A 14,938-nucleotide genomic window follows, 5' to 3' on the forward strand; every position below is an offset into this window, starting at 1 on the left:
GAGTGTGAGTGTCTAGAAACTGGTATACAAAAATTCAGAAGCAGCAAAGAAAGGATGATTATGTCATGAAACGCAATCTCATTAAGCCGGGGTTGACCCTCGTTCTGGCCGCAAGCCTGATGCTAGGCATAGCCGCGTGTTCCAATTCAGCGAATAGTGAAAATAAGCCGACATCACAGCCTACAGATAGTACACAGCCGCCGAGTGAAGCAAAGCTCAATCCCGATGATCCGGCATGGAAGCTGGATACCAGCCCTGTTGATTTGACCTGGTTCGTAGGTGCTAACTGGTATGCCCACACTTGGGGAGACAGCTTGACCTCCAAGTACGTAACGGAAAAAACAGGCGTAAACATCAAGCTTGAAGTACCTTCCGGTGAAGCCAATGAACATATTACCCTGATGATGACCTCGGGCAAGCTGCCAGACTTGATATCAATGGGTTCGTGGGAAACCGCTGCCAAAAAGCTGTGGGAAGGCGATCATGTCTACGCCTTAAATGAATTAGCTGACAAGTATGACCCTTACTTCTTCAAGGTGGCCGGGGACGGTACACTGAAGTGGTATCGTCAAGAAAATGGCAATACCTATGGCGTTCCGAATGATTCATATAGCCCCAACCTGATGCATGAAACTGGCATGACGGCGGCTAACCAGACTTTCCTGGTGCGGAAAGATCTGTATGAGGAGATGGGCAGCCCGGACCTTAGCACTCCAGAGGGCTTTCTGAACGCACTGCAACTGGTAAAGGATAAGTACTCCCAATATAAAGGCCAGCCCATCAGTCCCTTTTTTGCACAAGGGAACGTCCCTTACGGGATGACCGAATATCTGCAGAACCTACTGGCCGTTCCGCATGAGAAAGACGGAAAAGTATACGACCGCATTACCGATCCCGATTATATTGCCTGGCTAAAAACCTTCCGTACGGCTTACGAGCGCGGGTTGATTAATGTGGATTTCCTGGTGGATTCCGATACTCAGGTAGAGGAAAAAACAAACAACGCCCGCTATTTCATGATGGTCCGCGAGTGGACCGGTATGTCGGCTGTCAATCCTATGCTGGCTGCTAGCGGCAACCCGGACTCTTACTACATCGCAGTCGATGGGCCAAAGAACAGCAAGGGCGATAACCCTAAGTTATTCCCTGGCAACATGGACGGCTGGATGGTGACGATGATTAGCAAATCAACCGAAAACCCTGAACGAGCCATCCGCTTTTTGACCTATCTGGCCAGCGAAGAAGGCCAACGAGATTTGTTCCTTGGCAAGGAAGGCGAAACATGGGAGATGGTAGATGGCAAGCCGCAACTGAAGCCTGAAATGGTAAAATTACTCGACACTGATATTGAGAAGCTGGAGAAAGAATACGGCATCATGGATACCTATTGGATGATGCGAAACCCTGTAATCGTCAACCAGTGGAGACCGGAGAAATCTCCTGTCATTAAGCAAATGGAAGACTTCGCCAATAAGCAGGCCGATATTGATAGCGGTATCTATAAGGGCTTAGATCCACAGGGCGATTCTGATGTGTCGGTAGCCTGGTCCCGTATTTCGCAAAATTGGGAGGAAGTACTCCCTGAGCTAATTACGGCCAAAAATGAGGCTGAATTTGATAAAATCTTCGACAATTTCCTTGACCGCCGCGAGAATTACAACTTTGGCAAGGTGATGGAATACCGCCAGGCTGAACTGGATGTGCGAAAATCCAAAATGGCAGAGTAATAATGCCCGTATTAAGATTGCTGCCGGCCACCGAAAGGGTGGCCGGTATTCCCTTTTTCGCTTCTTTAACCATTTAACAAAACAGCCTAGTTACCTACCGGGCAGTTTGTAATATATGGTATATTACAAGGGTAGGAGGCTACTTAAATGAAGTATCTGCTGACTAAAATGAGGAAGCTGTACCGTAATTCCCGAATCTCCCAAAAGTTGTTTCTGGCTTTTAGCATGATGATTGCCATCCCTGCGATTGTGGTATCCTTTTTATTTATCCGCACACAGGAAAGTCAGCTATACAAGGACGCTATGGCTACCGGCAGCAGCCATGTCTCACGAATTAACGAACAACTGCGCAGCAAAATGGGCATTATTGAGAACGCTTCCTCTACTGCGCTGAATCAAAAGGCATTTGTAGATTTTATTCACTCCAATATGCGCGGGGATGGCCTGCGTCTCGTAAAATTTAGACAAAATCAATTTGAGCAAATGCATAATATCATTCAAAGCTACGAGATGATCAGCGAGCTAAGTTTCTATGTCGATAATCCAAACCTATTTGAGATTTGGCCTGAAATCTACCATTATGACAAGTTCTGGCCGAAGGACTACTGGGTGACACTTCGGGAGGAAGGCGGTGCGGCATACCGCTTATTTGCTTTTAAAGATGGAGAGCATACGCTATCCTATTACCGGCTGGTACGCCTTCAGGGGCAACAGCAGAAACTCCCTACCATTATGGAAATCCGCGCCCAGCATAGCGTCTTTTTCAGTGACCTGCTTGAGGATAGCGGGGGGGATTTCTTTTCTGTAGTGATGGATGGAGCCGACTCTTCCCGATCTGTATACAATCCTGAGCATATCTTTTCACAAAATGCCGGTGAGGAATTGGATAACATTCTAGGTAGCATTCACCAGCGGCTGGATGTGCTGCAGCAGAGTAGCCCCATTAAGGTCAAGGTAGGCGACCATACTTACTACGCGTTGTATCGCTACATCGCCCCACTGAACGCCTATGTAGTGGATATTGCCTCTCATCAAGCGCTGATGAAAGGCCCACGAAGCTGGTATTTGCTCGTAGTAGCGATCACATTGTGTGTATTGCTGCTAATGTTACTGCTCGTTTCACATACCACTCGGCGCATTTTCCGCCGGCTCGACAGGGTGCTGGCTTCTATGCGCAAGGTGCGGCAAGGCCAACTGGATGCGAAAATTGATACCGGCCTGGATAAAAACGAAACCGGTGACGAAATCGACGAGGTGGCCGTCAGCTACAATAATATGTTGGACGAAATCAAACATTTGATGACCCAAGTGGTAGATAAGCAGCTGATTGCCAAAAATGCACAGCTGCACTCGCTGCATTCGCAGATCAATTCACACTTTTTATATAACGCGCTGGAATCCATCCGTATGCTCGCGGAGGTTCAGCGACAGCCCGCTATCGCCGAAGCGTTGGTGTCTTTAGGCTCACAACTGCGATACAGCATGCAATGGCGCAGCGATACGGTTGCGCTTAGCGAAGAACTTGCCAACATACACAGCTATGTCCGATTCATAAACTTTATGGAGGGTGGCAGCATTGAGTTGACGGCGGATCTCCCGCAGGAGGTACTGCGTTATACAATTCCTAAAATGTGCATGCAGCCCATCGTCGAAAATGCCGTTCATCATGCAGCGCCCTCGGGCGGCAGCGTACGTATCCATATTACCGTATCGGTAGAAAATGAAAGCCTTCTGCTAATTGAGATACGAGATGATGGCGCAGGTGTTGACCCGGAAATGCTGTCCAGTCTGCAGGCTGTGCTGCGGGGCGACTCAGATTCACCGATTGTTACCAGCAAAAACGGACTGGGCTTGGAGAACGTGCATAAGCGCATACAGCTTCATTATGGTAAGAACTGCGGTCTTTGGATTGACAGTGTGCAGGGTGCCTATACTTGTGTAACCATACGTTTGCCTTGGGAAAATGTGAATCTTGGAGGATGGTAGGGCATGATCAATATTCTAATTGTGGACGATCAAAAGCACATTCGTGATGGGCTGCAGGCGATGCTGCGTCAATTTCCGCTGCAGCTGGACAATATTTACTGTGCAGTAAACGGAATTGAGGCCTTAGATATATTGAGTCAGCACAACATCCAACTGGTGATTACTGATATCAGGATGCCCGATATGGATGGACTGACGCTGATGGCGAAGAGCAAACAGGAGCATATTGAGGTAGATTACCTGATTATTAGCGGCTATAGTGATTTTGCCTATGCTCAAAAAGCCATCGAACTTGGAGCAAAAGGCTACCTGCTCAAACCTGTGAAACGTGAAGATCTGCAAACCGCAGTAGAACATGTAGCAAATGAGATAAAAACACGGCAGGCGCTCTCGCGTAATATGGAGCATATCTCCCGCCGCGCCCGGGAGACAGACCGCAAAGAACTGAGTATGTTCATGCAGGGTGCAATGATTGATGAAGCGTGGGTTCTCCAGACCCAGCAACAGAAGCCAGAGTTGTGGAGTAATTACCGCCTGTGTCTGCTGCGGGAGGAATTATGGATTAACCAACCGGGGGCCGACAGTAGCCACAGTATGGAATCCCTTGCCTACCGTGTGTATGGCAGACGAGGGTGTATATGCCTGCAACACCGCCCGTACCTGATTCTCGCGGTTGATGCAGCCGTAGATACGGGAGCCTTCCCGGCCGCCCTCAAAGCAGGACAGATAGATGCCATTACTGCCATGACCAGCCCGCAGCAAGGATTGAAGGAGTTGCCCCGCAGCTATACACAAGCGCTAGAGCTCTATCGCCACAGTTACCTGTTTCCAGAGAAGAGCTGCATCTTGCCAACACATATTGAGCGACTGGAGCAGCAGTGGGAGCTTCCCTATGAGGAGTTATATGCCCTGTTCCAGTTAATCGGCACCAAAAACAGCGGTACAATCACCCAAGGCATTTCTATGATATTTCACAAAGATACATTGCAACGTTATCACATCCAATACACACAGCAGCTATGCCGTGCCATTGTACAGATGCTGGAGGAATCTGTGCGTGTAATCCGCCCGTACATGGGGGAAGAAGCGCTGGACAGCGAATGTTTACGTAATCTATTCGATTATCCGGGTATTCGCGATTATATTCAGGCGCTGCAACAACAGCTGCTTCGGCTGAACCAATTTTATTATGAATATAAGTGCAGCTATCGCAACTCGCAAGATTTGAATGAAGCCATACGCTTTATACACGAAAGCTATCATAAACCCCTGGATCTCGCGATGGTATCGAACCACGTGTCGCTTAATTATGCCTATTTTTCTAACCTGTTCAAAAAAAATATCGGCAAAGGCTTTGCAGAATACTTGCGCGATGTGCGCCTGGATAAAGCCCGGCGGCTGCTGGCCGAAACCGATCATAAAATTGTAGAGGTAGCCACCATGGTAGGGTATGAAAGCTACAAAAGTTTTACACGATCATTTCGGGATGTCATGGACATGCAGCCCACAGAATACCGGCAAATGATGCGCCGGAAGCACGACAGCGAGGAAAAGTTCCGTGACACAGCGCTATAAATAATCAAAAGCCAAAAAATTGGGTTATAACAAAAATAATTGTACCTTTTAGCTGATTATTATATTCGATAGAATAGAGATGACCCTAAATGTAAGCGGTTTCGTTTCTTCATTATTTTATTAAAGGAGGGCAAGTATGAAACGACTTTACAATACGGAAAGTGGTTTTAAGCAGAAGGTATTTAGTTTGTTCTTAGCAGTAGTACTGTTGGCTGGGGTTGGTCTATTGCCGACTTCTAAGGTGCAGGCAGCAGGAACCACAGTTACCTCTATGTCTTACTTTTCAGCGGCAGACGGTCCTGTCATCTCAAAATCAGGGGTTGGGCAAGCTAGCTATGGTTTCGTCATGCCCACATTCAATGGGGGCTCTGCCACCTGGAATGATGTTTCCGATGACGTCGGTGTAAAAGTAAAAGTTGCTGGAAACTGGGTGGATATTGACCATGCAGGCGGCTATACCTACAACCAAAACTGGGGACACTGGAGCGACGGTGGCTTGAATGGCTATTGGTTCACTCTCTCCGCAACAACGGAGATTCAGCTGTTCTCCAAGGCTAATGGAGTTACACTTGATTACACCCTGGTATTTCAAAACATAAACAAAACGACCATTACTGCTATGGCCCCTACACAAGGGCCGCAGATTTCAGCAGGATTTACAGGAAGTGCAGGCTTTACTTATCCTACCTTCAACAATGATCCGGCCGTTACCTATGAAGCCGTAGCTGAAGATCTGAAGGTATATGTAAAACCTGTAAGCAGCAGTACATGGATTGATATTGACAATAATGCAGCCAGCGGCTGGATCTATGATAACAACTTCGGACAATTCACCGAAGGCGGCGGTGGCTACTGGTTCACCGTAACAGAGTCTATCAACGTCAAGTTAGAATCGAAAACCTCAACGGCTAACGTCGTTTATACCCTCACCTTTAATAAACCTGTAAGAAATTCATATGTCTTAACTCCTTATGAGGGAACGACCTTTACCGCAGATGCAAAAGGTGTAATAGGTGTACCGCTACCTAAGATTGATGGGGGCGCTCCAATAGGCACTGAACTAGGAAATTACGTATACCAAATTAACATCAACGGACAATGGGTTGCTATGAGTGATTCCAGCCAGAGCGGATTTGTATACGCCGGCAATGGCTATAACAACATGTCCGATGCCAACCAGTGGGGATATTGGGCTGACTACATCTATGGGCTTTGGTTCCAGCCTGTCCAAGAGGATGTGCAAATCCGTATTGGCTATCCATTAAATGGACAGGCGGGCGGAAGTGTCGGCAACAATTACGTCAACTATACCTTTATTGGTAATCCAGATGCCCCACGTCCGGATGTATCCGATCATGATGACATTGCCATCGGAACACCAAACGACCCGGCGATAGAGGGCATGAATCTCATTTGGCAGGATGAATTTAACGGAACAGCACTCGATACGAGCAAATGGAGCTACGAACAAGGTTATTATATTACTGACGATCCGAATAGCTGGGGCTGGGGCAACGCGGAACTGCAGCACTATACAGACAGTACACAAAATGTATTTGTACAGGACGGAAAGCTGAATATCAGAGCTTTGAACGATTCAAAATCCTTTCCACAGGACCCAAGCCGGTATGCCCAGTACTCATCCGGCAAGATTAACACCAAAGATCAGCTGTCCTTCCAGTACGGCAGAGTAGATATTCGTGCTAAGCTGCCTACAGGTAACGGCGTTTGGCCAGCACTTTGGATGCTTCCGGAAGATGCCGCTTATGGAGCGTGGGCCGCATCCGGGGAAATTGATATTATGGAAGCCAAAGGACGCTTGCCCGGCACGACCAGCGGGGCCATACACTTTGGCGGACAATGGCCTGTAAACAGATATATTGCTGGTGAATATCACTTCCCTGAAGGTCAGACCTTCGCCAATGATTATCATGTGTACTCCATGATCTGGGAAGAAGATAATATGAAATGGTATGTGGACGGCAAGTTCTTCTTTAAAGTCAGTAGAGATCAATGGTATTCCGTAGCTGCACCTAACAATCCGAACGCCCCATTCGATCAACCCTTCTACATCATTATGAATCTGGCGATCGGCGGGCACTTCGACAGCGGTCATACCCCAGATCCGTCGGATATTCCTGCAACAATGCAAGTGGATTATGTTCGTGTCTATAAAGAAGGCAACAGCGAGAATCCGGTAAACGTGCCGGTTACCGGTATTTCTCTGAATCAAACCACTGCGCAGGTGGAGGTCGGACAGACTGTGCAGTTGAACGCCAATGTTGCCCCGTCTAATGCAACCAATAAGCAGGTCACTTGGACCGTATCAGGTACCAACGTCGCTTCCGTGAATCCGAACGGTCTCGTGACGGGACTCACTCCAGGCACAACAACCGTAACGGCTACAACAGCCGACGGTAATAAAACAGCCCTCTCCACCATCACTGTTGTACCGGCAGCATCATCCGGTGTTATCATTGTCGGCGATGAGGTGCGGGGCCTGAAGAAAATAGGTGACGACCTGCTGTTCTATGTGAACGGCGCAACCTTTGCCGACTTACACTATAAGTTGAATAACGGTGGGCAGCTAAACGTAGCCATGACCCCGGCAGGGAACGGTAGCTATACCTACCCTGTAAATCACCTGCAACACGGGGATACCATCGAGTACTCCTTCACCTATAATCCGGGACAAGGGGCCGTCGATTCCCCGACGCTCTCGTATATCCATGGGGTAACCCAAGGAACACCAGAATAAAATAGTTGAACCCTAAGCAACTGCATGAACACAAATAGGCGAGGAGGAAGTGTTGAAGCTTCCCTCTCGCCTATTTTGTTGTTTTTACCGTGCTGCGGGTCTTCTCGGGGGAAGCTCGGCTAGCTAGCCTCATGATTATGGAGTGTCAGTTTATCACCTGACGCTTTCCGCACCTTCGTTCGCTTGCCTAAATTAACGCGTCGAAATGACCCTCCGCGTCCACCGTCGCCGTCCGGGGATCAGTCAGGCCGATGCCCTTGAGGCCTCCCTTTCCTTCATTTCCCCAAAGGGGGAGGTGATCTTGAAGCGGAGAAGCAGGCACAAAATTTACGGAGGTACTGCTCCCGCTTTTCTGTACCAGTTGGGACTCCAGCAGCCGGATTTGCCGCTGCAGCTGCTCCCTGCGATAAGGAGTTTGCATCTCACTTCCTTGTGCCGCATTCACTTTATCCAGTTCCATCATCAGCCGGTTTCGCTGTTTCTCCAGAGAACTGACATCACTCTGTGTACCGCCGTAGGCCGCAATGGTCTGTACGGAGCTGATGCCTGATACTGTCTGTGCCGCCATGATCTTTCCCCCGTTTCCTTGGCTCCCAATCCAAAATCAGCCAAATTTGAAAGTTCTAATCATCTTTATTACCCGGCAGGCCCCGTCATGACAACATCACAGCCTCAATTGGAAAATAATCGTCGTATAGTCTCAGTCGGCCGCTTGTTTCAACCCTACCAAAGACCCACCGAAGGCTGGCTAAAGTCCCTTCAGAGCTCCCTTACTCGTCCTTCAACCGCCGCTGATATAAAATGACAGACACTACTGTTAGCACAACCGTCCATGCCAAATTAATGAGGAGTGGTTTCACTACATCGCCCGTCGTATAACCTGTATTGCTTAGACCCAGCAGATGCACAAGCTGACTGCTTGGCATGTAATCCAGCACTTTGAAGACCGGATAATCCTTCACTAGTACTTCTCCCCACGGTGCCCCCATAAATATGAACGCCACAGGGAGTATAGATAATGAGGATTCAAGCAACGTCTTGGAGAATAAACCGCAGATCGTCCCGGCTGCAGTGTACAGAATAATCGAAAGAATGATTACTGCCACAAATGCCCATATATTAGCTGGCTCATAGCCAAATAATAATGTAGAAATAGCGAGAACAACAGCAGACATGACAAAGACCAAACTGCTTTTACCGATTAGTACATCCATGGTCGTAGCCGGTGTCATCATTAATGACCGTAAAGTGTTACGTTCCTTCTCTTCCGCAATCAAGCAGGCTTGTGCGAAACATGTTAGCAATACAAACGAACTATTAAAAAGAAAACCGCTGGCTCCAGGTAAAGACGCACCTGCCCTCTTGAAAATCAGAGCGATAATAATAGGAAAAATCAGCATAATGGACAGCGCGTAGTTACGTGAAAACTCTTTGTAATCCTTCACAAATATCGCCCGGGCACGTTTGTATGAGATACTCATAGTAGCTCACTTCCTGTCATTTTAATAAAAATATCACCTAGACTTGGCTCTTTCGTTTCTAACCGGTCAATTAGCCCCCGCTTCATCCAATCCGCGATTTGGTCAGCCGCCCCCTCATCGATCGGGAGCTCGTAGGTTTCCCCATTGATTAAGTCCACACTAATTACGTTCTCCCGGTGCTGCCGTTTAAGTTCCTTCGGTGAACCGATGGTTTGGATTTGACCCTGATACAGAATCGCTACACGGTTGCATATCAATTCTGCTTCAGACATATCATGCGTAGTCAGAAAAATCGTAGTTCCTTTCTCATTTAAGTAGCGTAAGCCTTTATAGATATGTGCTGTGTTTACCGGATCTAGAGCCGAAGTTGGTTCATCCAGGAATAATAATTCCGGCTCATGGATAATCGCGCATGCCAGCATGACACGCTGACGCATCCCTTTGGATAAGAGGTTAGCTTTCTTTTTGCGCTCCCCGCTTAAGTTTACAAACTGCAGCACCTTGTCGACCGCAGATTTGGGAAGATCATATAACTTACGATACAACTCCAGATTTTCCTCAATACTTAACCTCTCATATAGACCACTGTTATCCGTCAAAATGCCAAAACGCATCTTCTGAGCAGACTGCTGCATCATCTCCGCCGGCTGGTCAAATACACTTGCCTGTCCACTTGTCGGATTTAACTGTGCCGTTAGAATCTTAATTAATGTTGTTTTGCCTGAGCCACTCGGGCCAAGGAAACCAAAAATTTCACCCTTAGGAATTGAAAAAGAAACATCTGCTAACGCATCCTTTTCTCCAAATCTCTTATGGATACGTTCTACCCGGATAACATTCATTAACTCCACATCCTTAGTGTTGATGGCTTAAACATATACAGATTACATGCTTCCTGCCATCAAAACGCGCCGAAATGTAGCTGTAAGCGCCTGAATGGTACCATTTAAATGTTAAGAAGTGCTTTTAATTCAGGCAATTTTGAACGGGATAACGGAACCACGGCATCTTGACCTGTATTTAATCGCAAGCTGTAGCTATTTTTCGTCCATGTAATAATCTCTCTTACTTTTTGCAGATTAACAATGTAAGATCGGTGACACCTAAAAAAACCGAAATTTAATAATCGCTGCTCGAGCTCGGTCAGCGTCAACGCACAGTCATAATTTTCACCGCCCACATGAACAAGGATTGACCCCTCTACACTTTCTATAAAATCAATTTCAGGCGGATTAAATAAAATCACTTTATCATTTCTTTTGGTAGAGATCTTCTGCAAGGTTATATTGGCCTCGTCTTGTTTCTGTACTTCCTGCTTATCCTCGTCGAAGTCCCGAATATCCAATGGATGAAATCCCGATTCGTTCAACCGATAAATGGCATCACAGGAAATAAGGGCATCCTCTAAATTCGAAGTTAAAATTAAAATCTGCTTTTCTTGAGAAAGATCATCCAGAATCCGTTTGAGTTGACGACAATCTTGCTCTTCCAAGTAAAAATAGGGTTCCTCCAGTACAAGTGTAGGCTGATGCGCAAAAAAGACACGCAGCAAGGTCACATACATCCTTTTCGATGAGCTTAGATCCTTGATCTTTACCTTCCGTTCTTCTTTTAAAGCAAAATAATCTATCAACGAAGCGGTACGCTCATTCCTCTCTGTTACTCTGATTAGAAAAGTGATTAGTTCCTCCACCGTTAAACGCATATACTCGTTTTGCCCAGCCCGAAATAAATAATATTGGGAATGATCCCCTAATTGATTCATTAAAAGCTGCTTTCGCTTCAAGTCCGTTATGATGCCAACCGATTGGTTCGGTGTCATATTTAATTCGATCTTCGGTAGAAATAATTCCCCATTATAATAAATTGGTTGAAATTGCATGCCATCCTCCCGGTCAGTGCTGCTATAGGGTATACTTTTTCAATTTTGTTCCTGTTATTTCCTCCTCGATAAATACGATTTAGGTAATATTTAATGCAAATATTAGTAGTCAAGGCATCTAGTTTACCGCATCTCTAGTGAGCAGGAATTCCCTCAACTTAAATTCCTCACTGAGATTTAATACATTTATTTCGAAAATTTTGGAAGAGTTTTGATTTTGTGACTAAATTCACATAATAAGTAGATTTAAAATTATAGAATAACATTGTAAATAAATGGGTTATTAGGGTATCTAAAGAATCAATGGATGTCATTAGGTTTGGGTTAACAATTTTATCTAAAAGCATCTTTCTTCTAGATAAAAATAATATAAAGGAGGTTTACATATGTCGAGTGAAAATCAATTCAAAACTCGCTCCGTGAACGACGACAAGGATCTATGGACAGAATTATTTGATCAGGTAGAAACATTGGAAAATCGTGACGAAATGGCCTGCATTAATCTTTGTTGCTGGAATTGTTGTTTCCAAATTTGAGTCGATGAAAAAAGCCGTTCTCTGCGGCTTTTTTTTACGAATAATTCTTTAATACCCAATATAAGTGATTCACAATAAATTATACAATTAAACAATATTTTTTAATAATTCCAAAATTGTATAGAGGTGAAAATATCATGATAGTAAATAAATACCATTTAAGATATGAGTTTGATGAAAAAAACCTTGTTATCAATACTTTGACAGGTGCTGTAGATTTTTTCTCTGCAGAAATGCTTGATTTACTGGATTCAGCAGAGAGTTGGGAACTATCTAATTACCCGCCTGAGCTTAAAGAAGACGATATCGAGTTCTTATTGAGGAGAGGCTACATTTTTGAGAATAATGAAGATAAGGAGCGACGATTAAACCAAGCATCACAAATCATGAATTATGATCAATTCATGCATTATATTATTTGTCCGACTTATGCCTGCAATTTTCGTTGTACATATTGCTTTGAAGATCATTTGCTTCATGAGAGTACACGCTTCATTACCGAAGAACAAATAGAGCATGCGTTTTCCGCAATTGATATTCTGCATAAAGAAAGCGGAATGGACAAAGGATTAATTAACCTATTCGGAGGTGAGCCCCTCTTACCTCCCGCCAAGAACATGGTAGAAAAAATCTGCGAAGAAGCGGAAAAACGAAATTTTATAATCGGTTGTAATACAAATGGTTATCACTTGAAAGCTTACGCCGACATTTTAGAACGCTTTCGCGATTGTTTAAGTGTTATGGTTTCTGTCGATGGCCCTGAGGAAATACATGATAGTCGGCGCTTTTTATCTGGAGGACAGGGTACATTTCAACGGATACACCAAGGCGTTAATGAATTATTAAACCGTAACATCCCTGTTATGATCCGGATTAATATAGATCAAACTAATATTAAAACTGTACCTGAGTTAATAAAGTACTATCATCAATGCGGCTTCTTCGGGCATCCTTCCTTCTCAATAACCTTTGCTCCTGTAACAGATCATACTTGTCTAGGTCTGAGTTCTACTTTGATGAAAGGTTATGAGATTGCAAAGTCTTTAATCCGACACGTCCCTAACTTTACAGAACTTGAAAAACAAAAGAAGATCGGCCTTAGTCCTGAAATGTTCCGTTTCTTCCGGACAGGCATGTTACTTGATCCTGAATTACAAGATAGAGTTGGGATTATTTCGCCACAACTTGTCTACTGTGAGGCTACTGAAGGAAAAACCTATGCTTTTGGACCTGATAATAATATGTATGCATGTCCGGATTTAGTGGGAAAATCAGAATATCGCATCGGCCAGTTCTCCCCTGTTTTTACGAAGGAACCCGTTTTTGACCAATGGAGAAATTTTAATGTTCTACAAATACCCAAATGCAAAGACTGCTCTGCAGCAATGATTTGCGGCGGCGGCTGCGCTGCACAAGCTTTATCAACATACGGAGATCTGGACCTTCCTTGTTGTCCGGATGCAAAGAACATGCTTGGTCAATATCTACACGAATTGCAGGAGGAAGCTGCACAATACGAGGAGGCTAAATCATGATCAAAAGCACATATAATTCTATTCATCCTATTAACAATGGGAATTATATCTTGATTAATTCTCTTAGTGGAGCAGTAGATGTAGTGGATGGTCTAGTAAAGGAACGGCTAGATCGGATTGAACAGACTAATCTGCAACGAGATAATCAAGATGAGGTTGAACTACTTACTTTTTTCAAAAAAAGAGGGTATATCTTTCATAGCCTTGCAGAAGAACAACAAATACTTTTTAAAGTTAAAGATGCAATGGAAAAAATGACGGCAAAGAGTAAATGGGGTATGACCTTCAATGTTTGTACAACATATGCTTGTAATCTAAGGTGCCCCTATTGCTATCAAGGCCATCAAATTCATGACCATAATCATGCATTAGACTCAGATGAAATAACCAAAATGTTCGAAGCTATTACTCAAATTATTAAAATGGAAGAAAATCGTGGCCGCTTCATAGGAGCACAACATCGTATGGTTTTATATGGAGGAGAACCACTTCTTCCGCAGACTAAAAATACAGTTAAAGAAGTGGTAGAACGTGCTGTTAATGAATATGGTTTCCGTATGTGCGCTATTACTAACGGGACATTCTTGCATCAATTTTTAGATATTTTTCAACCTTACCGTGACCAATGGGATTTCTTTCAAATTTCACTTGACGGCCCCAAAGCTGTTCACGATAAACGGCGTATCATGGCTGGTGGACAAGGAACATTTGATCGTATAGTCCAAAATATTGATATGGCCCTGGAACGAGGCTTTGCCGTTGCTACTAGGACAAATGTTAACAAAGAAAATCTGGGTCATCTGGTCGAACTGGCTAATTTCATTGAACAAAAGGGCTGGAATAAGTTCCCCCACTTTGGTTGGCAAGTCACGCCTGTTACTAATCACTTCAGTGAACCAATGCCCGACCACTTACCTGAACATGAACTGTTGATAGCCCTATATGAAATGTTCGGCGACTTGGATTCTTTTATTGATAAATACAACGCAAGACTGGGATCAGTGATAAACATGCGCACCTCACGAATTAGAAACACGATCCGATCTTTTGATTGGAGCAGGATGGACGATATGGATGCTTGTACTTCCTCGGGGGTCACTAGTGTTCCACATTTTAAAGAATGCAGCGCGCGCGAACAACGTTTCTATTCATTTGGGACAGAAGGACTTATCTATGCCTGTCCCGACTCTGTAGGCCGTGCAGAGACCGCCGTTGGATCATTTTTCCCAAAATATGAGCTGAATTCTGAAGCTCATCAGCAATGGGACCGGGGAATTACAGATTCCAAGGAATGCACGGAATGCTCTATCTCTCTCTTTTGTGGTGGTGGTTGTGCTTATGCCAATTTAATGAGGAATGGAGATATTACAAAGCCCTATTGTAATTATGCCAATGAAACAATAGATGTTTATATCAAACATAATAAACACCTTTTCGAAGAATTGGGTACCGTCTAAA

Annotated in this window: 10 protein-coding genes; 6 read left to right on the forward strand and 4 right to left on the reverse strand. The window is 44.8% G+C overall.

Features of this window, described 5'->3' with window-relative positions; translation table 11 throughout:
- The first annotated feature begins 8 nt into the window (after window positions 1-8).
- The 4 genes from NSS82_RS29890 (at window position 9) to NSS82_RS29905 (ending at window position 8,046) form a co-directional block, all read left to right on the forward strand.
- Window positions 9-1,727, forward strand: a complete 1,719-nt coding sequence (locus NSS82_RS29890) for an extracellular solute-binding protein (RefSeq protein ID WP_143761279.1) — start codon at window positions 9-11, stop codon at window positions 1,725-1,727.
- A 147-nt stretch (window positions 1,728-1,874) separates the two neighbouring features.
- A complete protein-coding gene (locus NSS82_RS29895) occupies window positions 1,875-3,713 on the forward strand; it encodes a sensor histidine kinase (RefSeq protein WP_038573903.1) in 1,839 nt (612 codons plus the stop codon).
- A gap of 3 nt (window positions 3,714-3,716) precedes the next feature.
- A complete protein-coding gene (locus NSS82_RS29900; protein WP_076272982.1) occupies window positions 3,717-5,288 on the forward strand; it encodes a response regulator transcription factor in 1,572 nt (523 codons plus the stop codon).
- A 136-nt stretch (window positions 5,289-5,424) separates the two neighbouring features.
- Window positions 5,425-8,046: a family 16 glycosylhydrolase gene (locus NSS82_RS29905; protein ID WP_076099765.1), complete on the forward strand. Its 2,622-nt coding sequence runs from the start codon at window positions 5,425-5,427 to the stop codon at window positions 8,044-8,046.
- 187 nt (window positions 8,047-8,233) lie between these two features.
- On the opposite strand, the gene NSS82_RS29910 is transcribed toward NSS82_RS29905, so the two are convergent.
- The 4 genes from NSS82_RS29910 to NSS82_RS29925 form a co-directional block, all read right to left on the reverse strand.
- On the reverse strand, window positions 8,234-8,614 hold the full coding sequence (locus tag NSS82_RS29910; protein WP_038573907.1) for a FlxA-like family protein: 381 nt from the start codon (window positions 8,612-8,614) through the stop codon (window positions 8,234-8,236).
- Window positions 8,615-8,816: 202 nt separating this feature from the next.
- Window positions 8,817-9,527 (reverse strand): ABC transporter permease, encoded by a 711-nt coding sequence (locus tag NSS82_RS29915; protein WP_038573909.1) that lies wholly within the window; start codon window positions 9,525-9,527, stop codon window positions 8,817-8,819.
- Window positions 9,524-10,369, reverse strand: coding sequence for an ABC transporter ATP-binding protein (locus NSS82_RS29920; protein ID WP_038573911.1), 846 nt, complete (start codon window positions 10,367-10,369; stop codon window positions 9,524-9,526). Before NSS82_RS29920 ends, NSS82_RS29915 begins: the two co-directional genes overlap by 4 nt.
- Before the next feature lie 104 nt (window positions 10,370-10,473).
- Window positions 10,474-11,409 carry a LytTR family transcriptional regulator DNA-binding domain-containing protein gene (locus tag NSS82_RS29925; RefSeq protein WP_038573913.1) on the reverse strand — a complete coding sequence of 312 codons (936 nt, stop codon included), beginning with the start codon at window positions 11,407-11,409 and terminating at the stop codon, window positions 10,474-10,476.
- 673 nt (window positions 11,410-12,082) lie between these two features.
- Here NSS82_RS29925 and NSS82_RS29930 point away from each other — a divergent pair.
- Both NSS82_RS29930 and NSS82_RS29935 read left to right on the forward strand, forming a co-directional pair.
- Complete coding sequence (locus NSS82_RS29930; protein ID WP_076272983.1) at window positions 12,083-13,480, forward strand: radical SAM/SPASM domain-containing protein; 1,398 nt, start codon at window positions 12,083-12,085, stop codon at window positions 13,478-13,480.
- Window positions 13,477-14,937 (forward strand): radical SAM/SPASM domain-containing protein, encoded by a 1,461-nt coding sequence (locus NSS82_RS29935; protein WP_036682397.1) that lies wholly within the window; start codon window positions 13,477-13,479, stop codon window positions 14,935-14,937. The genes NSS82_RS29930 and NSS82_RS29935 overlap by 4 nt, the downstream gene beginning before the upstream one ends.
- The last annotated feature ends 1 nt before the right edge of the window (window position 14,938 follow it).

Source organism: Paenibacillus sp. FSL H7-0735 (assembly GCF_038008505.1).
Lineage (GTDB): Bacteria > Bacillota > Bacilli > Paenibacillales > Paenibacillaceae > Paenibacillus_AQ > Paenibacillus_AQ odorifer.

Bases quoted from the DNA above. Each gene is read 5' to 3' on its own strand.
- NSS82_RS29895 (WP_038573903.1), top strand. From the start codon at position 1,875: ATGAAGTATCTGCTGACTAAAATGAGGAAGCTGTACCGTAATTCCCGA.
- NSS82_RS29900 (WP_076272982.1), top strand. From the start codon at position 3,717: ATGATCAATATTCTAATTGTGGACGATCAAAAGCACATTCGTGATGGG.
- NSS82_RS29905 (WP_076099765.1), top strand. From the start codon at position 5,425: ATGAAACGACTTTACAATACGGAAAGTGGTTTTAAGCAGAAGGTATTT.
- NSS82_RS29910 (WP_038573907.1), bottom strand. From the start codon at position 8,614: ATGGCGGCACAGACAGTATCAGGCATCAGCTCCGTACAGACCATTGCG.
- NSS82_RS29915 (WP_038573909.1), bottom strand. From the start codon at position 9,527: ATGAGTATCTCATACAAACGTGCCCGGGCGATATTTGTGAAGGATTAC.
- NSS82_RS29920 (WP_038573911.1), bottom strand. From the start codon at position 10,369: ATGAATGTTATCCGGGTAGAACGTATCCATAAGAGATTTGGAGAAAAG.
- NSS82_RS29925 (WP_038573913.1), bottom strand. From the start codon at position 11,409: ATGCAATTTCAACCAATTTATTATAATGGGGAATTATTTCTACCGAAG.
- NSS82_RS29930 (WP_076272983.1), top strand. From the start codon at position 12,083: ATGATAGTAAATAAATACCATTTAAGATATGAGTTTGATGAAAAAAAC.
- NSS82_RS29935 (WP_036682397.1), top strand. From the start codon at position 13,477: ATGATCAAAAGCACATATAATTCTATTCATCCTATTAACAATGGGAAT.